At 68.4% G+C, this 15,883-nt stretch carries 18 protein-coding genes and 2 tRNA genes; 10 read left to right on the top strand and 10 right to left on the bottom strand.

Annotated elements, in window-relative coordinates:
• The first annotated feature begins 26 nt into the window (after positions 1–26).
• Positions 27–533 (top strand): hypothetical protein, encoded by a 507-nt coding sequence (locus ACQPYY_RS11665; protein WP_433593746.1) that lies wholly within the window; start codon positions 27–29, stop codon positions 531–533.
• Here the strand turns inward: ACQPYY_RS11665 and ACQPYY_RS11660 are convergent.
• Both ACQPYY_RS11660 and ACQPYY_RS11655 read right to left on the bottom strand, forming a co-directional pair.
• Positions 530–1,021 (bottom strand): hypothetical protein, encoded by a 492-nt coding sequence (locus ACQPYY_RS11660; protein WP_433593745.1) that lies wholly within the window; start codon positions 1,019–1,021, stop codon positions 530–532. The two genes, ACQPYY_RS11665 and ACQPYY_RS11660, sit on opposite strands and share 4 nt — an antisense overlap.
• A 176-nt stretch (positions 1,022–1,197) precedes the next feature.
• Entirely contained in the window at positions 1,198–1,578 is a 381-nt protein-coding gene (locus ACQPYY_RS11655) for a DoxX family protein (protein WP_433593744.1), read from the bottom strand.
• Between the two features lie 132 nt (positions 1,579–1,710).
• Here ACQPYY_RS11655 and ACQPYY_RS11650 point away from each other — a divergent pair, with 132 nt between their 5' ends.
• From ACQPYY_RS11650 to ACQPYY_RS11640, 3 genes are all read left to right on the top strand, one after another.
• Positions 1,711–2,601, top strand: a complete 891-nt coding sequence (locus ACQPYY_RS11650; protein WP_433593743.1) for a LysR family transcriptional regulator — start codon at positions 1,711–1,713, stop codon at positions 2,599–2,601.
• 259 nt (positions 2,602–2,860) lie between these two features.
• A tRNA-Leu gene (locus ACQPYY_RS11645) sits at positions 2,861–2,933 on the top strand.
• Positions 2,934–3,002: 69 nt separating this feature from the next.
• Positions 3,003–3,075: transfer RNA gene (locus ACQPYY_RS11640), tRNA-Arg, on the top strand.
• 6 nt (positions 3,076–3,081) lie between these two features.
• Here the strand turns inward: ACQPYY_RS11640 and ACQPYY_RS11635 are convergent.
• Together ACQPYY_RS11635 and ACQPYY_RS11630 are read right to left on the bottom strand one after the other, a co-directional pair.
• Positions 3,082–3,288 (bottom strand): DUF397 domain-containing protein, encoded by a 207-nt coding sequence (locus ACQPYY_RS11635; RefSeq protein WP_433593742.1) that lies wholly within the window; start codon positions 3,286–3,288, stop codon positions 3,082–3,084.
• Entirely contained in the window at positions 3,285–4,175 is an 891-nt protein-coding gene (locus tag ACQPYY_RS11630; RefSeq protein ID WP_433593741.1) for a helix-turn-helix domain-containing protein, read from the bottom strand. Before ACQPYY_RS11630 ends, ACQPYY_RS11635 begins: the two co-directional genes overlap by 4 nt.
• Before the next feature lie 179 nt (positions 4,176–4,354).
• Between ACQPYY_RS11630 and ACQPYY_RS11625 the strand changes: the two genes are divergently transcribed.
• From ACQPYY_RS11625 to ACQPYY_RS11615, 3 genes are all read left to right on the top strand, one after another.
• The gene (locus ACQPYY_RS11625) at positions 4,355–4,567 is read left to right on the top strand and encodes a hypothetical protein (protein WP_433593740.1); all 213 of its coding nucleotides are present in this window, start codon (positions 4,355–4,357) and stop codon (positions 4,565–4,567) included.
• Complete coding sequence (locus tag ACQPYY_RS11620; RefSeq protein WP_433593739.1) at positions 4,554–4,859, top strand: hypothetical protein; 306 nt, start codon at positions 4,554–4,556, stop codon at positions 4,857–4,859. Before ACQPYY_RS11625 ends, ACQPYY_RS11620 begins: the two co-directional genes overlap by 14 nt.
• A gap of 97 nt (positions 4,860–4,956) precedes the next feature.
• Positions 4,957–5,877 carry a helix-turn-helix domain-containing protein gene (locus tag ACQPYY_RS11615; protein WP_433593738.1) on the top strand — a complete coding sequence of 307 codons (921 nt, stop codon included), beginning with the start codon at positions 4,957–4,959 and terminating at the stop codon, positions 5,875–5,877.
• An 83-nt stretch (positions 5,878–5,960) separates the two neighbouring features.
• On the opposite strand, the gene ACQPYY_RS11610 is transcribed toward ACQPYY_RS11615, so the two are convergent.
• Together ACQPYY_RS11610 and ACQPYY_RS11605 are read right to left on the bottom strand one after the other, a co-directional pair.
• A complete protein-coding gene (locus ACQPYY_RS11610; protein WP_357289539.1) occupies positions 5,961–6,182 on the bottom strand; it encodes a DUF397 domain-containing protein in 222 nt (73 codons plus the stop codon).
• 225 nt (positions 6,183–6,407) lie between these two features.
• Positions 6,408–7,322, bottom strand: coding sequence for an SGNH/GDSL hydrolase family protein (locus ACQPYY_RS11605; RefSeq protein WP_433593737.1), 915 nt, complete (start codon positions 7,320–7,322; stop codon positions 6,408–6,410).
• A gap of 113 nt (positions 7,323–7,435) precedes the next feature.
• Here ACQPYY_RS11605 and ACQPYY_RS11600 point away from each other — a divergent pair, with 113 nt between their 5' ends.
• Positions 7,436–7,600 (top strand): hypothetical protein, encoded by a 165-nt coding sequence (locus ACQPYY_RS11600; protein ID WP_433593736.1) that lies wholly within the window; start codon positions 7,436–7,438, stop codon positions 7,598–7,600.
• A gap of 15 nt (positions 7,601–7,615) precedes the next feature.
• Here ACQPYY_RS11600 and ACQPYY_RS11595 read toward each other — a convergent pair whose 3' ends face one another.
• Genes ACQPYY_RS11595 through ACQPYY_RS11585 form a run of 3 tightly spaced genes read right to left on the bottom strand, consistent with a single transcriptional unit; the run spans position 7,616 to position 11,515 of the window.
• Positions 7,616–9,268: an AMP-binding protein gene (locus tag ACQPYY_RS11595; RefSeq protein ID WP_433593735.1), complete on the bottom strand. Its 1,653-nt coding sequence runs from the start codon at positions 9,266–9,268 to the stop codon at positions 7,616–7,618.
• The gene (locus ACQPYY_RS11590) at positions 9,258–10,199 is read right to left on the bottom strand and encodes an SDR family NAD(P)-dependent oxidoreductase (RefSeq protein ID WP_433593734.1); all 942 of its coding nucleotides are present in this window, start codon (positions 10,197–10,199) and stop codon (positions 9,258–9,260) included. Before ACQPYY_RS11590 ends, ACQPYY_RS11595 begins: the two co-directional genes overlap by 11 nt.
• Complete coding sequence (locus ACQPYY_RS11585) at positions 10,196–11,515, bottom strand: TetR/AcrR family transcriptional regulator (protein ID WP_433593733.1); 1,320 nt, start codon at positions 11,513–11,515, stop codon at positions 10,196–10,198. The genes ACQPYY_RS11590 and ACQPYY_RS11585 overlap by 4 nt, the downstream gene beginning before the upstream one ends.
• A gap of 216 nt (positions 11,516–11,731) precedes the next feature.
• On the opposite strand from ACQPYY_RS11585, the gene ACQPYY_RS11580 reads away from it, so the two are divergent.
• Positions 11,732–12,895 (top strand): DUF6236 family protein, encoded by a 1,164-nt coding sequence (locus ACQPYY_RS11580; protein ID WP_433593732.1) that lies wholly within the window; start codon positions 11,732–11,734, stop codon positions 12,893–12,895.
• A 4-nt stretch (positions 12,896–12,899) separates the two neighbouring features.
• Here the strand turns inward: ACQPYY_RS11580 and ACQPYY_RS11575 are convergent, their stop codons facing one another.
• Positions 12,900–14,498 carry a GMC family oxidoreductase gene (locus tag ACQPYY_RS11575; protein WP_433593731.1) on the bottom strand — a complete coding sequence of 533 codons (1,599 nt, stop codon included), beginning with the start codon at positions 14,496–14,498 and terminating at the stop codon, positions 12,900–12,902.
• A gap of 352 nt (positions 14,499–14,850) precedes the next feature.
• Between ACQPYY_RS11575 and ACQPYY_RS11570 the strand changes: the two genes are divergently transcribed.
• Complete coding sequence (locus ACQPYY_RS11570) at positions 14,851–15,876, top strand: fatty acid desaturase family protein (protein ID WP_433593730.1); 1,026 nt, start codon at positions 14,851–14,853, stop codon at positions 15,874–15,876.
• The last annotated feature ends 7 nt before the right edge of the window (positions 15,877–15,883 follow it).

Genomic DNA, 15,883 nt, shown 5'->3' with positions numbered 1-15,883 from the left:
ACCTCCTGGAAAGGATGAGCAGCGTCATGTCCGCCCGCGTCGTTCTCGTGATCGTGATTCACCTGATTCTCGCCGCAGTCACGATCACCCCCGCCGCCGCCGAGCCACTACGCCCGGGCCGGTATCGCATCTTCCTGGAGGCCCAACCGGCCTACACGCTGCGCCCGGCCGTGACGGCCCCCACCGGCGCGAAGGCGATCGTCGACGACGGCGCGGACGTGAATCGCTGGGAGACGGTGTTGATCACCTACAAGCCCGCGGGTCCGCTCTACCAGCTGCTCAATTCTTCGACCCGGTTGTGCCTGCAACCGGTCAAGCTCGATCCGGTCACCTACTCCGTGGGGCAGGCCGTCTGCGGGGTCGCCGACACGGGCCTGTGGTACGTGAGCGAGACCGCGGGCAATCATCGTGTCAGCCTGGCGTCGGACCCCAGTCTGACCCTCTACGGCGATACCGCGTCGGCGGTGCCGATCGCGCTGCTCGGTCACGTCAGCGACGAGCCGCGGGCACGCTGGGTCTTCAAGCGGATCTAGCCGCGATCGCCCTTGGTTTCGGGCCCGTCGCCGGATCCGATGCGGCGCGGTTTGGCGATGGGCCGGATGCCGGTGGCCGGGGAGTCGTCACCGGTTCGGCGCCGGCGCGCCGCATTGAAGTCGATCACGCTGCCGTCGCCGCGGCCCGCCTCGGGAGCGGGCGCGGGGTACTGTGCGCGGCCCGGGTCGATCGGCAGCCAGCCGGTCTCCCCTTGCAGTTCCGCGCGGGTCACCGGCCGGGTCGGCGCGGGATCGTAGGCGGAGCCGCCCGCCGGATTCCAGGGCATGGACGGCGGGCCGGGGGCCGGATCGGTGGTGCGCCGCGGGCGACGCGGCAGCCGGGTGAGATTCGAATCGTCTTTTTCGGGCGTGGAAGCCTCGCCTGCCCGCATGGCTTCCAGCTTCGCGCGCAGCCGTTCCACGGCATCGAACCGGTTCGCGCCGGGCCCCGGCAGAGATCCCCGCCCCGGCACTTCCTGGTCCGACATCGAACTATCCTCCGACGGGTGCCACGACACCGGCAGGCACCCCGTGCTGAATTCTGTACTTCATGATGGCGACGCTCACGTCCGCAATTCTCCCATTCCTGACCAATCAACGATAACCGGGCGGATCGCGTGGTGAGGTAGGGCGGGTCCGGGCGTCGCGTCGGCAGGACAGGTGGTCAGGCGAACGACCAGTGGCCGAAGCGGCCCACGGCGATGAACACGGCAATGGCGACGTACACCAGGTTCACCGCCACGAGCGTGTAATCGCCGCGTCGGCCGTGGGTGTACATCGCCCCGACCATCAGCGCGATCCAGGCGACGGCGGTGACCGGGACCAGCACCGGCGCGAGGCCCAGCACAGCGGGCAGGATGAGCCCGGCCGCGGCGAGGATCTCCAGGCCGCCGAGCGTGCGGACGAATCCCGCGCCCAGGTCGGTGACCCAGCCGCCGCCCGGGGCGGCCGCCAGTTTCGCCATCGGCAGGAAGGCCTTGTTGAGTCCGGCGACCAGCGCGACCGCCGCGAGCAGTCCGGCCGTGATCCACAGTGCGATGTTCATGAGATGTCCTTCACTCCAGGCGGTTTCGGCTCCGGGTCGGTAACCGGTTTCCGTGATGAACTCAGCATCGCGGCAGGTCAGCGGGGCAACAAGGTAAGGTTCGTGGACCGATCGATAAGTGTGGGGTTATCAATGGAGTTGCGGGACATCGAGATCTTCCTGACGCTCGCCGAGGAATTGCACTTCGGGCGCACCGCGGAACGACTCCACGTCTCCCAGGCGCGGGTCAGCCAGGCCATCGCCAAGCAGGAGCGCCGCATCGGCACCGCGCTGTTCGACCGCACCAGTCGCCGAGTCCGGTTGACCCCGGTCGGGCGGCGGTTGCGCGATGATCTCCAGCAGGTGCACGACCTGCTCCAGCAGGCGCTCGCCCGCGCCGAGGCCGCCGGGCTCGGTGCGGGAAAGACCGTGCGGCTGGGTGTCTTCGGACATGCCGGTCACGAATTGCGCGGCCTCGTAGACGCTTTCCGGACCCGGTATCCCGGCTGCGACATCCAGTTCGGCGAGATCAACGCCAGTGACGCGTTCCCGGCGCTGCGAGCGGGCGAGCACGATGCGGCCGTCCTGTGGCTACCGGTCTCCGAGCCCGACTTCAGCGTCGGACCGACTGTCCTCACCAGCGGCCGAGTCCTGGCCGCCCCGGACAACCACCCCCTCGTCGAACGTGGCGCCGCCTCCCTCGAAGACCTCGCCGACAACCAGGTGCTCGACTACGGCCCCGACGCCCCCGACTACTGGGCCGCGGCCATGACCCCGGCCCACACCCCGTCGGGCCGACGCATTCCCCGTGGCCCCGTGGCCCGAACCTTCCACGAGATCCTCACCCAGGTGGCCTCCGGCCGCTGCGTCCACCCGCTCGGCGAAATCGCCGCCCGCTACAACAATCCCCCCGGCATCGTCTTCCTCCCCATGCCGGACGCCCCACCCCTGCATTTCGCCCTCGTCTGGCGCTCCACCACCGACAACCCGGCCCTGCACGCCCTGGCCCGCACCGCCGCCGACCTCGGCCCGATCACACTCTGACCCGCCGCCCTCCCCCGTCCCGAAATTCGTTTTACCGCTGGGCAACCCGTTGCTACCGTGGTTCCAACACACCACGACGACAGGAAAGGCGGCCCCCGTGACCGAGCTGAACCAGCCCCGCACCACCTTCGACCTCGCCCGCCGCCTGCGCGTCCGCCTCGGCGTCCGGAGCGACTCCTAACGGCCTCGACCCACGAGCCGCCAGGGCCGCCTCCGCATCATCGCAGCGGGGAGCGGCCCTTTCGCCATCCACGCCCATTCCCTCGTAGCCCAACGGGAGAGGCAACGGTCTCAGATGCCGTCCAGTGTGAGTTCGAATCTCACCGAGGGAACCCACTTCTCACGCCCCGCGCACCTCAACGGCGAGTAGATGTCAACGGCAGACATCCGCGCGGGGCCGAGTGCCCGTAGCTCAGCGGAGAGAGCGCCTGCCTACGAAGCAGGAGGCCGAAGGTTCGAATCCTTCCGGGCACGCCGAGTTCAGCGTCGGTCGAACGAACCCGATGCGACCATGCCGATGAACGAATCCCATTGGGCTGGAGACAGAACCAAAGCGCCACCGGCCGGGTTCTTCGAATCACGCATCCCGATGCCACCGTCGCCGAGCCAGGCCACCTCGACGCAATCGGTCTGTCCGCCACTGTGACTGCTCTTGAACCACACCGCTCCCGATAGATCTGCACTCATGTCTGATAGCTCCTTGCCACCTGCCTGAGCAGGTCTCGCGAACGGGTCTCGTCCAGTGCGGTGCGGCGGACCGCGGAGGCAATGTCAATGTAGCGCTGCACATCGTCGACGTGCTCGAGGTAAAGGTCCGGTTTGCCATTGCCTTCGCAGTACACGAGCGGCGGCTCGACACGGTGGCCTCGCAGGTCATCGCCGAAATCCAGGATCACGAAGGGGCCGTGCAGGATTCCCCAGGCGTAGCCGCTGGCGAAGGGCTGAATGCGAACGGACACGTTGGACAGCGTGCTGATCTCGGCCAGATGCCTCATTTGCGCGGCCATGATTCGCGGACTGCCGACCACGCGGTGAAGGGCCGATTCGTGCAGCAGCAGTTCGAGCTGCACCGGCTCCACCTTGCGGGTGACGATCGTCTGCCGCTTCAGGCGCAACTCGACGCGGCGGTCGATGTCCTCGGCACTGCCGTCCCGATAGAAAGCACTGATCAGCGTTCTGGCGTAATCAGCGGTCTGCACCAACCCCAAGACCATCTCGTGAAAGGCGACCAGCCGCCGCGCCGACGCCGCCAGCCCCACATACATGTTGAATGTCGCATCGCTATAGAGCCCGCTGAACGCCGTGTACCAGGACGGGATTCGCGCCTGCTCCGCCAACTGGACCGCGCGCGCCGTGTCCGCCTCACTGACCTCGTACAACTCGCACAAGGCTCGAATATCCCGGACGCGCATCTTCTTCACGCCGCCCGTCTCGATCCGATGTAGCGCGGTCTTGCTCAACTCCACCAGGTTCGCCGCACGGTCCATCGAGAACCCGCGACCCTCGCGAGCTTCCCGCAGGAATCGCCCGAGCTGTCGCCGCGGCAGGGTGGAGGGTTCATCATCGTCGGCCATGTCTGCATCCTCGGCATTTTCGGAACGGAAGCGCACGCCATCGCGGAACAGACTGTACGCCGGGCGCGGACCCCACCCTGGCGATTCGGGCCAATCCTGTTCGGAACGTCCGATTTCACTGTGACCAGGCAGTTTCGGCGGTCTACTGGTGGCACAGCATCGGCAGGGAGGAGATCGTGATGTCCACCGTGAGCCCGTGGTCGGTCCAGTCCATCATCGACCGCATCGAATCCGAGCGGCGGAAGGGCGGGGGCGTCGGTCGTCGGCGGCGACGGCCCACGCCGCACCGCAGGCGCTCGTGCGGCGCATGGCGATTCGGCGTGGCGCTGCTCGCGCTGACCTTCCTCGACAGCCGCACGGCAGGATCGGGTGGCCGCCATGCCGTGCGATGAGTCCGAACAGATCGAGCTGCAGGTGATTCAGGATGTGCTGGACACCGTGGAGGCCAGGATCCGGGAACTGGAGCGGCGCGGGTGGCGGTTGATCGTGCCGCGGTCGCGCGTTTACGCCGCGGTGCTGCTCGCGGTCGTGGTGAGCGCACGAGACGCGCATCACATTCCGGCGACGCTGGATCGAGCCTCGATTCTGGACGAAATCCTCGACGGCACAGAACCATTCGACGGTTCTGACGTGCGGCGTTCGGTGGAGGAGACCGTCCGCAGGTACGCCACGCCCACGAACTGAACGATGCCCGGCGGTCGCTCTCGTCGAGCACGCTGATTCACGATTCGACCGGCCCGGCTTGACTCGGCTGAATCGAACTGATTCGATCTGAATCATCATGGTTTCATCGAATCAGCCGGCAGTGGGCGCGACGGAGGCGGCAGTCAGCGCCGCGAGTTCCGTTGTGCACCAGTCGAACCCGCGCCAGCAGCTGGCCGCGGAGTTGCGCCGGCTGCGAGACCTGGCCGGAATCTCCGGGCGAGAGTTGGCCAAGCGCGTCGGAATCAGCCAGTCGACCTTGTCCCGTATCGAGGCGGGGACCGTGGTTCCCCCGCTACCGCAGGTGCTCGGCTGGGCCGAAGCGGTTGGGGCGGAGTCGGATTCCCGGCAGTCGCTGCGCGCGCTCACCGAGGCCGCGCACTCACCCGAGGTGCAGGACTGGGCCGGCGCGCTGGCACACCGTCCGCATCTGCAGGACGATGTGCAAGCCCTCGAGCAGGATGCGCAGGTGGTGCGGAACTTCCAGCCCGCGCTGGTGCCGGGTCTGCTCCAGACCGCCGACTACGCCCGCCGGGTATTCGCCACCTTCGATCCGCCCTATGCGCCCGACGCGCTGGCGGCCGCGCTCGCCGCGCGCCTGGATCGGCAGCGCGTGCTGTACGACCCCGCCAAGCGTTTCGAATTCCTGATGACCGAGGCGGCCCTGCGCTTTCGGCCCGGACCCCATCGCCTGCTGCTCGCGCAGCTGGACCGGATCATCTCGATCGAGACCCTCGATACGGTCACCATCGCGGTGATTCCGCAGGACATCGAGGCGAGCACCACGATCCCGCACGGTTTCGTCATCTACGAGAACGAGGACCACGCCCTCGCCTCGTCGGAACCGATCGCGGGAAGCATGGTCACGCGCGGTCCCGAACTCGTCGACGCCCATCGCCGCCGCTGGGCGGCTCTGGCCGAAATGGCTTTACACGACACCGATGCTCGTGCATTTCTCTCCGAACTACGGAGCGAAATCCAGCGCACAGCAACCCATTGACCATTTTCCAGCGGCCGTCGAGGGGTCGGCCGCACGTGGGGGTGGTGGTGTCGCAGCGAATTCGCTGCGACACCACCTTCACGTCAGTCGGCGAAATCGAATTCGCCGGCCCGCACGCCCGACATGAACGCCCGCCATTCCGATTTCGTGAACCACAGCACCGGGCTGTGGCGATCCTTGGAATCGCGCAGGGCGATCTGTCCCTCGTGGTAGGCGACCTCGACACAGTCGCCGCCGCCGTAGCTGAAACTGCTCTTGGCGAACCTGGGCCCGCGACGCTCGCCGCGAATCGTCTTGCGGTTCATGGCCTTCATTCCTTCCCCCGGAGGGACACTCCCCATGCCCCTGCTGTTGAATCGCTGACGACAAGCACAGTGCTATCCGAACCACCGGCAGCGCAACTGAATTCATGCCATCTTGCACGCCGACTCATCGAAATGCTCATGACCGCAATTCTACGGCGACCCACCGACAGAAACGGGTGACGCAGGGACCGCGATAACGGCCCGCACCCGCGACAACGCTGTGCCTCAGCCGCGTTCGATCCGCTGCTGCACGGCGGCCGCGAGCGTCGAGTCGCCGCGCGCCGTGGGGTGCCAGGGGAATCCGAGCAAGTCGGTGCGCGGGTCGAAGGCTCCGGCCACCCAGGAGTCCGCGGCGCAGGCGCCGTGCCCGGCGGTGGCCGCCCGGGCGTCGAGGAAGTCCACGTTCAGCAGGCGGGCGGCCTCACGCTGGGCGGTGTCGATCCGGTCCAGGAACCCGGTGACCGCGCCGGCCCGGGGCTGCACCACGTCGACGCCGAGGATGCTCGCGCAGGCGGAGTCCTGGCCGGGGGTGTGGATCTCCGGGTATCCCACGAAGATGACGCGTGCGTTCGGGGCGTAGTAGCGGATGTACTCGACCGCTTTGCGGACCCGGTCGGCGTACCCCTGGCCGGTGACTGTCGCGGGGTCGGGGGTGCGGCCTTGCGCCGCAGCATCCGGACCGCAACCGGCGGCGAGGTCGGCCAGGCACGCCATCGACAGGACGACCGGATGGTCGGTCCCCCAGGCGTCGTTCATACCGAGCTGGATGGTCACGGCCCGGGTCCGCGGCCCGAACGCGCCGTCGGACGCCGCCCGCTTCACCTGATGCACCAGCGCCCAGCCCGAGGTGTCGATGGTGCCGCCCTGACACGAGGTGTCCTCGACGTCGTCCGCCGCCAAGCCCATCCGCTGGGTCAGCTGCGTCGGCCACGAGGTGGCTACATGCTTGCAGCCGGGATCCCCGTCCTTGTTCAGCAGGTCGAGGATCTCCCCATTGGCGGAGAAGGAATCGCCGATCGTCACGAGGGTTTTGCCGCTGGGCGCCTCCGCCGTGGCTGACGGCGCCACCGCGCCGAGCACCGCCGCGGTGCCGCACACCGTAGCCGCCGCAACCCACCGCAACCGAGCCGAACTCTTCACTACCCGCGTACCTCGATGCCCTTGTGAAAACCGATTGCTTCCAATTCGAAGCCACTGTAACCGCGCGACGATAGCGTCGAGGTTCGATTGCGAATTCGACCGCCGGCGACTCGATGGGCGGCAAGGTTGCGCTGGCCATCGCCGGCGCGGCGGTTCTCGCCGTCGCGTTGCCGAATACGGCGACAACCCGCATTCCGACCGACATCGTGAATCCGTGGATCGCCTCGACCAGTCGTGGGCAGGACAGCAGATTCGCGCGGTTCGGATCGGCCATGTGATGTCCGATCCGTCGGTCAGCTCGCGGTGTGGTGGGCGTTGCCGTCGAGTTCACGGCGCAGGACCTTGCCGCTCGGGTTGCGGGGAATCTCGGCGAGCGCCAGGAATTCCTTCGGCACCTTGTAGCGCTCGAGGTGGCGGCGGATGTGTGCCTTCAGCTCGTCCGCGGGCGGTACCTCGTTCCCGGCGGCGGGGACGAGGTAGGCGCGCAGCACCTGCCCGTATTCCGGGTCGGGCACGCCGATCACGACCACGTCGGCGATGGCGGGGTGATCGGCGAGCACGTCCTCGACTTCCTTCGGGTAGACGTTCTCACCGCCTGAGACGATCATGTCGTCGTCGCGGCCGTCGATGTAGAGCCGGCCGTCAGCGTCGAAATGACCCATGTCGCCGGTGTTCACGTAGCCGTCGACGACTTCCTTGGTGGGGGTGGGCGAGTTCGCGTCGGCGACATAGCCGTCGTAGGCGACGCCGCCGCGGGCGAACACGCTACCGGTCTCGCCGACCGCGGCGGCCGTGCGATCCGGCCGCAGCACCCGCACCGCCACCCCGATCGCGGGCCGGCCCGCGGTCTTCGGGGATTCGGCCAGATCCGCGGGCGTCGCCAGCGTCACCACTCCCGCCTCGGTCGAGCCGTAGCCGTTGACGAGGATGGGGCCGAAGGCCTCGATGAACGCGCTGATCGTCGCCGGGGCGATGGGTGCCGCACCGGTGACCGCCAAACGCAGTGAGCCGGTGTCGAATTCGCGGCGACGCGAGGCGGGGACCGCCATCAGGCGTTGCAGCATCACCGGGACGCCGACGAAGACGGTGGCGCGGTGATGTTCGATATCGGCCAGGGCGTGCAGCGGGTCGAATCGCCTGCGGGTCACGACGGTCCCGCCCAGGGCCAACCCGCCGACCAGGATCGCCAGGCCGAAGCCGTGGAAGAAGGGCGGTGCGGCCACCACCACGTCGCGGGAGCTCAGCCGCGTCACCGACATGGCGGTGGCGGTCATCTCCGCGATCGCCCGTGCCGGCAGGGGACGTGAGACGCCCTTGGCCAGACCGGTGGTACCCGAGGTCAGCAGCGTGATCTTCACCGGACCGCGGACCGGGGGCGGTGTCAGATGTGTCTGCCGGGCAAGGGAATCCAGCGACAGCCCGGCTTCGTCGTCCTGCCATGCGAGCACCCGCAGACCGGGTGTCTCCGTGACCATGGTCTCGTATTCCTGGTCGTGCACCAGAATGTCGGGGCGATGTCGTTCCAGGACCCGCGCCAACTGCGCCGCGGGCAGGTCGGTATTGAGGAACACCAGCTCGCAACCGAGTTGCGCCCCGGCCAGGGCCGCCTCCACGAAACCGCGGTGATTGCGGCACAGCACGGCCAGGGTCCGCGCTCGCGGGCGCAGCGCGTGCAGCGTGGCGGCGATGGCCTCGGAGCGGGCTTGCAGCTCGCGGTAACTCACCGCGCCGCGCTCGTCGACGAGCGCGACCCGGTGCGGGTAGCGGGCCGCCGACAACGCCACCACCATGGCCAGCGATGGCCCGAACTGGTGCAGCGACTTGATGATTCGCGCCGCGCCACCGATCCCGACCGGGCGCAGCGCGCCCGACGCCGCCAGCGGGACCAGTGCGTCGCGCCACCGGAATCCCGCCGTGCCGAGCGCTGCCGACGAGCTAGGCGACATGACGATCCCCCTTCTCGAGGCGCGCCAGCGAGGCCTCGGTGTCACCGAGGTGGCGGTACAGGCGGGTGGTGAGGATCTCGATCGTGGTCCGCAGCAGCGACACCAGCACCGCCGAGGGCCTGCCGTAGACGGGGGCGAGGACGCGCGGCTTGCGCACGATCGCCTTGGCCACCACGTAGCCCGCCTCTCGCGCGGACTGCCCGGGCAACGCGGAGATCCACCCGCTGGGGGCGCTCATCCGGGTGAACATGGATCCGGCGTAGAGCGTGGTCAGGGTGACGCCGTCGGGGCGGGCCTCCATGCCGACCGCCCGCATCCAGATGTCGAACGCGGCCTTGGACGAGAGGTAGAAGCCCCATTTCGGGGCCACCGGGAACATGACCGCGACCGTCGAGACATTCACGATGTGCCCGGATCCGCGTTCACGCATGCCGGGCAGCAGGGCCAGGGTCAACCGCATCGGGCCGATGTAGTTGGCGGCGGTGGTGCTGTTGAGATCCTTGGGCCGGTCGTAGGACAGGTGGATCGATCGGCGCAGCGATTTGCCCGCATTGTGGACCAGGTAGTCGACGTGGCCGAAGCGCGAGAGGATCTGCGCGGCAAAGGCTTCGATGGACTCCTCGGATGCCAGGTCCAAGGGGATCGCGACGGCGTGGCCGCCGTCGGCCTCGATCTCGGCGACGATGGTCTGCAATTGGTCGAGCGATCGCGCGCCCAGCACCACGGTCGCGCCCGCGGCGGCCAGCATGCGGGAGGTGGCCTCGCCGAGGCCGAAGGACGCGCCGGTGACCACGGCGATCTTGCCCTGCACCTCGCGGCGCAGCCGGTTCTGGTTCTTCAGTCCGCGCGGGCCGACGAGCCAGGCGGCGGCGCGGCCGAGCGGTCCGGCGGCGAGCCGGTTGTTGGGTCCGGCGTCCAGTGACGTCGTCATGCGTGAGGCTCCGATTTCCGATCGGCCAGTGGTTGAACCTGTTCGAGCAGTGCGTTGATCGCACGCGAGGACAGGGGTGTGGCGGGGTCCATCGACAGCACGGACTGGGCCGCCGAGAACAGGCCCGCCATCAGCAGTTCCCGCAGTTGGACGCGGGTGAGGGCGCGGTGCCGCAGCCAGTCGGCGACCGCGCCCTCCACGTAGGCGACCCAGCCCGATACCGCGGTGCGGGCCAGTGCGGTGCCGGGGCCGCCGGTGGTCTCCTGCAGCATCGCGGTGATGAGGCGGTCGACGTGCTGTTCGTGCAGGGTGCGCAGTTCCGGGTCGGCGACGCTGGTCGAAAGCGCCAGCGGCGAACCCTGATTCGCCTCGGCGTGGTCGATGTAGAGGTCCAGGCCCTGGATCAGGCGGGGGACGGCGGGGCCCCGCAGCGCCTGCAGGGAATCCCAGAACTCGGTGTACACCGCCTCGGCGGCCGCCAGGTAGAGCCCGCGCTTACCGCCGAAGTGGTAGTTGATCAGGCCGATGGCGGTCCCGGCTCGTTGTGCGATCTCGGTGGTCGACACCTCGTCGAAGCGTTTGGCGCCGAAGACGGCGCGGGCGGTGTCCAGCAGCGCGGCGCGCGATTCATCGCTGCGCGCATTCGTGGGCCTCGACTTTGAAACTCGTTCAGTTGACCTTTCAACCGCGACCCCGCCCCGGCCACCTTGAACATCTTTCAAATCAGTCGCCGTGCCCGTCGCCTCCAGCAGCGCGGGAATGAGACTCGCGATCAGGTCGACCGAGACGGTCTCATCCATCACCCGCTGCACGCTCACCCCGTACGCCGCGCTGAACAGCAGCTCACCGGCTCGTGCGGTCCGCTCCGAGCCCGGCCCGCCCAGCAATGAGGCCAGCAGGTCCGAGATCGCGGACCGCAGCGCCGCCAGATTGGCGGCCAGCTGCGCCCGCAGCCGCGCGTCCCCCCGGCCGGCCAGGCCGAGCTCGAGCTCCAACCGGGTGGATCGCACATCCTCGACCCGCACCCCGGCCCACTCCCGCACCGCGGCGATCCGCTGCGCAGCCGTCCCCGCCCCCGCACTCAATTCCCTGATGCGCGTGAGATTCTCGGCATGAATCAGCTCGACGACCTCGAGGCACAACTCGTACTTGCTCCGGAAGTTCGAGTACACAGCCCCCTTCGAATACCCCGCCGCCTCGGCCACCTGAGCCAGCGACGTCTGGTCCAGCCCGTCGGCGATGAACAGATCCCGGGCCGTGCGCACCAGATCATCGCGCGTCCGCGCCTTGCTCTCGGGTCGACTCATCCGTGCCATGCGCCGAAGATACCACCGGTATTCGAATACCGATAGTCTCGGGATTTGGGGCTCGGGTAGCGGCTACAGGTCGTCGAACCAGTCGACGACACGCTCTGGAACCAATCGAGAATCCGGCCCTCTGCGCAGCAGGCGATTCGGGAGCAACCCGCCGAACCGACTATGCCGCAACAACATTGCGGCTCCAGCAGATCTCTTGGTGGCATGCTGGAACACGTGTCGACTATCGCCCTGTACTACCCGTGGATGCGCTTCCGGAACGAGAATTGGCTCAAGCTGGCCATTTTGACCTGGGACTCGGTCGGACGGATTCAGCCGCGCCTCACCATGGACGTGGACTCGGAGCTGGTGACGCAGTTGCGGGCGGAGACGGACTTCCTGTTCGGGGTCGAGCCTTCGCGGCGGGAGATCGTGGCTGTCGCGGATGTGTTCCGGGAGATCGTGGAGTTGGGCGGTGACGACCTGCGTAAGCGATTCTCCTGGCAGCAAGCCGTCGAGGAGACCTCCGGCGAGCGGGCGGTATCGGGGCCGCGGGCCGACTACCCGGGTCTGAGGTGGGTGTACGCCGGGCAAAGCGGTCCGAAAATGACTCCGCCGCTGCTCAGTTCGTTCGAGGCGGCGGATCTCGCCGTTGTCGTCGACGAGGACGACGCCGTCTATGTCGGGTTGCATCCCGCGCTCGCCCGGATCTATCTCACCGCCCTGGCCGACGTGGTGTCCCAGCACCGCGCGCTGGCCCCGGCCACCGACGATGTGGACGCCCACAGCGCCGTCGGCACTCTGGACCGCCTGTACGAACTCCTGCTCGACGAGGACGTGGCCGTTCCCGCGATCGGTGACGTCGAGGGCGCGTACATCCATCTCGCGGTCGAGGCATCCATCCGGCCCGATCATCTCGAGACGGTCCCGCTGGACACCCTGATCTCCTTCCGGGACCGCTACGGCGGTGAGCTGGCGGCCTTCCGGGCGCACGTCGCGTCCCTGTCCGCCGATCTGGGAACGATTGCCGCGATCGAGGATCCGGTCGTCGCCGAGAAGCACTTGCAGAGCGTCTACAACGCCAAGACCAGGCCCCAGCTGGACGAACTCCGCCACGCGCTGCGGGCCCTGGGCGTCGAATCCGGTATCGGGCTGCTCGGAATCAAGGTCGATATCAGTAAGTCCACCGCCGGCACGCTGCTCGGGGCCGGTCTCGCCGCCACCGGGTCTCCGGCGGCGATGGCCGGCGGGACCGCGCTCGCGGTCGGGTCCTACGTGGCGGACCGGAGAAAGGCGCGGCGCGCAGCACACCGCGAGTCGCCCGTCTCCTATCTGCTGGCTGTCGACAAGGAGCTGTCGGGGCGGTCGTTGATCGACCGGATGCGGCGGCGCGGTCGATAGCGGCTCAAGCCAGGATGATCGACGCGGCGTGTTCGCCGATCATCATGGTGGCGGCGTTGGTGTTGCCGCCGACGATGCTGGGCATGATCGAGGCGTCGGCGACGCGGAGGCCCTCGATGCCGCGGACGCGGAGGGTCGGGTCGACTACGGATCGGGCGTCGGTGCCCATGCGGCAGGTGCCGACGGGGTGGTAGACGGTGGTGGCGCGGTTGGGGATCTCGGCGGCGAGGTCGGCGCGGGTGGGGTAGGTGGGGCCGGGGGAGATTTCGGTGTCCACGGCGGGGGTGATGGATGCGGCGGACATGACTTCCCGGGTGAGGTCCATGCCGTAGGCGAGGGTGTCGAGGTCGTTCTGGTCGGCGAGGTAGTTGGGGTCGATGGCGGGGGCGGCGGTGGGGTCTGCCGAGGTCAGGCGGAGGGTGCCGCGGCTGCGCGGGTAGATCATGGTGACCATGATCGTGAGGGATCGGCGGGGGTCGGGGATGTGGCGGGTGGGGGCGTCCTGGTTGGGGCCGGGGTAGCTCCAGGGGAGGACGTGGAGTTGCAGGTCGGGGATGCCGGTGGTGTAGGGGGTGCGCAGGAAGGCGACGGCTTCGAAGACGCTGCGGGCCAGCCAGGTGGTGTTGTTGCGCAACGATTCCCGGACGAAGGCGCGGGCGAAGTAGGCCGGGGAGGAGCGGCGCACGGCGGTGGGCATGGCGAAGGACATGGGGACGAACAGGTGGTCGTGCAGGTTGTCGCCGACGGGAAGGTCCGCGGCGACGTCGATGCCGAAGGCGCGCAGGTGGTCGGCGGGGCCGACGCCGGAGAGCATGAGCAGGTGGGGTGAGCCGAAAGCGCCTGCGCTGACGATGATCTCGCGGTCGGCGTGCAGGATCTCGGTGCCGTCGCCGGTGCGGTACTCGACGCCGACGGCCCGGCCGTTGTCGATCACGATGCGCAGGACTTGCGTATTCGCCAGCACGGTCAGGGTTTTCGGCCGGTCGTCGAGGTAGCCGACCGAGGTGCTGGAGCGCAGGCCGTTGCTGTTGCTCTGCTGCAGGATCGAGACGCCTTCCTGTTCGGCCCCGTTGTAGTCGGGGTTGAGCGGCAGGTCGGTGGTCTCGGTGAAGGCCCGCATGAACGATTCGGAGGCGGGGGTCAGGTCGCGGGCGCGGATCACCTTGATCGGGCCGGAGCCGCCGCGGAACTGGTTGGCGCCGTCCTCGAAGGACTCGAACTTGCGGAAGCTGGGCAGCACGTCCTCGTAGGACCAGCCGGTGTTGCCCTCGGCGGCCCAGTCGTCGAAGTTGCGGCGGTTGCCGCGCACGAACACCATGCCGTTGACGGAGCTGGACCCGCCGACCACCTTGCCGTGGGTCTGCGGGATCTTGCGGCCCAGGGCGTGCTTCTGTTCGACGGTGTAGTGCCCCCAGTCGATGAGCTTCTTGAGCTGGGGCACGCTGTGCATCGGGCCGATCATGCCGGGTTTGCGCATGAGCCGGGAGCGGTCGGAGCGGCCCGCCTCGAACAGGGTGACCGTGGCTCCGGTGTCGGCGAGCCGGCGCGCGATGATGGCTCCGGCGCTGCCGGAGCCGATGACGATGTAGTCCGTAGCAGCCATGATCAGCCCTTCCGCCACACAAGTCTCGTCCCGTCGGGGCCGCGAAACTAGAATGTGTTGCGAAAATACTCGAAAGCGACCGCACAGGAACCCGTTTCGGAGCGCGGATCACGGCGACAGTACTGTCACATCCGGATCGGCTCCGGCGCCGAAGACCACCTGGCGGTCGCGAAACCGTCATGCAGTTGTGTCGCCGCCTCGCACGTTCGTTCATCTGATGGTGGCCGCGGCGCGGCACCCTGGTGCCGGGTACGCGGGCCCGCCACGCACCACGACAGCAGGATGTGCAGAACTCTTGGTAATCCTCACGGAACGACGCCGCCCGGCGGAGCGGGAACAGACCCTCGCCCCGGTGACGCCCGCACCCACGCCCGCCCGCGACGGCGACTACCCCTCGCGCGGCAGCGACTACGCGGCTCTGATGCGGCGCGTACGGCAGGCGGGCCTGCTGGAACGGCGCCTGCGGTACTACGGGTGGAAAACCGGTCTCACCGTTGGCGTTTTCGCGCTGGGCTGGGCGGCGTTCGCGGTGATCGGCGACTCCTGGTGGCAGCTGGGGACGGCGGTGTTCCTGGCGGTCGCGTTCGCGCAGGTCGCGTTCCTCGGGCACGACGCCGGGCACCGGCAGGTCTTCCGGACGCGGCGGGCCAACCATTGGTTCGGCCTGTTCGTCGGCAATCTGGCGACCGGGGTGAGCATCGGCTGGTGGACGAGCAACCACAATCGCCATCACGCGCACCCCAATACCGAGGGTGAGGATCCGGATGTCGGCGGCATCCTGGCTCACTCGGCGGAGCGCGCGGTCACCGGAAAGGGCTGGCGGCGCTTCATCTTCCGCTACCAGGCGTGGCTGTTCTTCCCGATGCTGCTGCTGGAGGCGGGCAGCCTGCACTTTTCGAGTGTGCGCGCGGTCCTGACCTGGCCCATCCGGAACCGGGTCCGCGAGGGCGCGTTCCTGGCCGCGCACGCCGTTCTCTACCTGTCGGCGGTGTTCCTGGTGCTGTCGCCGGTCAAGGCGCTGGTCTTCATCGCCGTGCAGCAGGGCCTGTTCGGCTTCTACATGGGCTTCACGTTCGCCCCGAATCACAAGGGGATGCCGGTCCTCCCCGAGGGCGACACCACCGATTTCCTGCGCCGCCAGGTCCTCACCGCACGCAATGTGAGCGGCGCCCTGGTCGACCTCGCGCTGGGCGGCCTCAACTACCAGATCGAGCACCATTTGTTTCCCTCCATGCCGCGTGCCGCCCTGCGCTCGGCCCAGCCGATGGTCCGAGCCTTCTGCGCCGAGCGCGCTATTCCCTATGCCGAAACCACGCTCCTCACCTCCTACGCTCAGGCCCTGGGCCACTTGAACGCCGTCGGCCGTCAGGTGCGTTAGGCACCCG

The organism is Nocardia sp. CA-145437 (assembly GCF_050956485.1).
In the GTDB taxonomy this organism is placed as follows: domain Bacteria; phylum Actinomycetota; class Actinomycetes; order Mycobacteriales; family Mycobacteriaceae; genus Nocardia.
Note: the sequence above shows the minus strand (reverse complement) of the source record. Positions and strands in the feature narration are given on the sequence as shown.

Bases quoted from the DNA above. Each gene is read 5' to 3' on its own strand.
- ACQPYY_RS11665 (WP_433593746.1), top strand. From the start codon at position 27: ATGTCCGCCCGCGTCGTTCTCGTGATCGTGATTCACCTGATTCTCGCC.
- ACQPYY_RS11660 (WP_433593745.1), bottom strand. From the start codon at position 1,021: ATGTCGGACCAGGAAGTGCCGGGGCGGGGATCTCTGCCGGGGCCCGGC.
- ACQPYY_RS11655 (WP_433593744.1), bottom strand. From the start codon at position 1,578: ATGAACATCGCACTGTGGATCACGGCCGGACTGCTCGCGGCGGTCGCG.
- ACQPYY_RS11650 (WP_433593743.1), top strand. From the start codon at position 1,711: ATGGAGTTGCGGGACATCGAGATCTTCCTGACGCTCGCCGAGGAATTG.
- ACQPYY_RS11635 (WP_433593742.1), bottom strand. From the start codon at position 3,288: ATGAGTGCAGATCTATCGGGAGCGGTGTGGTTCAAGAGCAGTCACAGT.
- ACQPYY_RS11630 (WP_433593741.1), bottom strand. From the start codon at position 4,175: ATGGCCGACGATGATGAACCCTCCACCCTGCCGCGGCGACAGCTCGGG.
- ACQPYY_RS11625 (WP_433593740.1), top strand. From the start codon at position 4,355: ATGTCCACCGTGAGCCCGTGGTCGGTCCAGTCCATCATCGACCGCATC.
- ACQPYY_RS11620 (WP_433593739.1), top strand. From the start codon at position 4,554: ATGCCGTGCGATGAGTCCGAACAGATCGAGCTGCAGGTGATTCAGGAT.
- ACQPYY_RS11615 (WP_433593738.1), top strand. From the start codon at position 4,957: ATGGTTTCATCGAATCAGCCGGCAGTGGGCGCGACGGAGGCGGCAGTC.
- ACQPYY_RS11610 (WP_357289539.1), bottom strand. From the start codon at position 6,182: ATGAACCGCAAGACGATTCGCGGCGAGCGTCGCGGGCCCAGGTTCGCC.
- ACQPYY_RS11600 (WP_433593736.1), top strand. From the start codon at position 7,436: ATGGGCGGCAAGGTTGCGCTGGCCATCGCCGGCGCGGCGGTTCTCGCC.
- ACQPYY_RS11595 (WP_433593735.1), bottom strand. From the start codon at position 9,268: ATGTCGCCTAGCTCGTCGGCAGCGCTCGGCACGGCGGGATTCCGGTGG.
- ACQPYY_RS11590 (WP_433593734.1), bottom strand. From the start codon at position 10,199: ATGACGACGTCACTGGACGCCGGACCCAACAACCGGCTCGCCGCCGGA.
- ACQPYY_RS11585 (WP_433593733.1), bottom strand. From the start codon at position 11,515: ATGGCACGGATGAGTCGACCCGAGAGCAAGGCGCGGACGCGCGATGAT.
- ACQPYY_RS11575 (WP_433593731.1), bottom strand. From the start codon at position 14,498: ATGGCTGCTACGGACTACATCGTCATCGGCTCCGGCAGCGCCGGAGCC.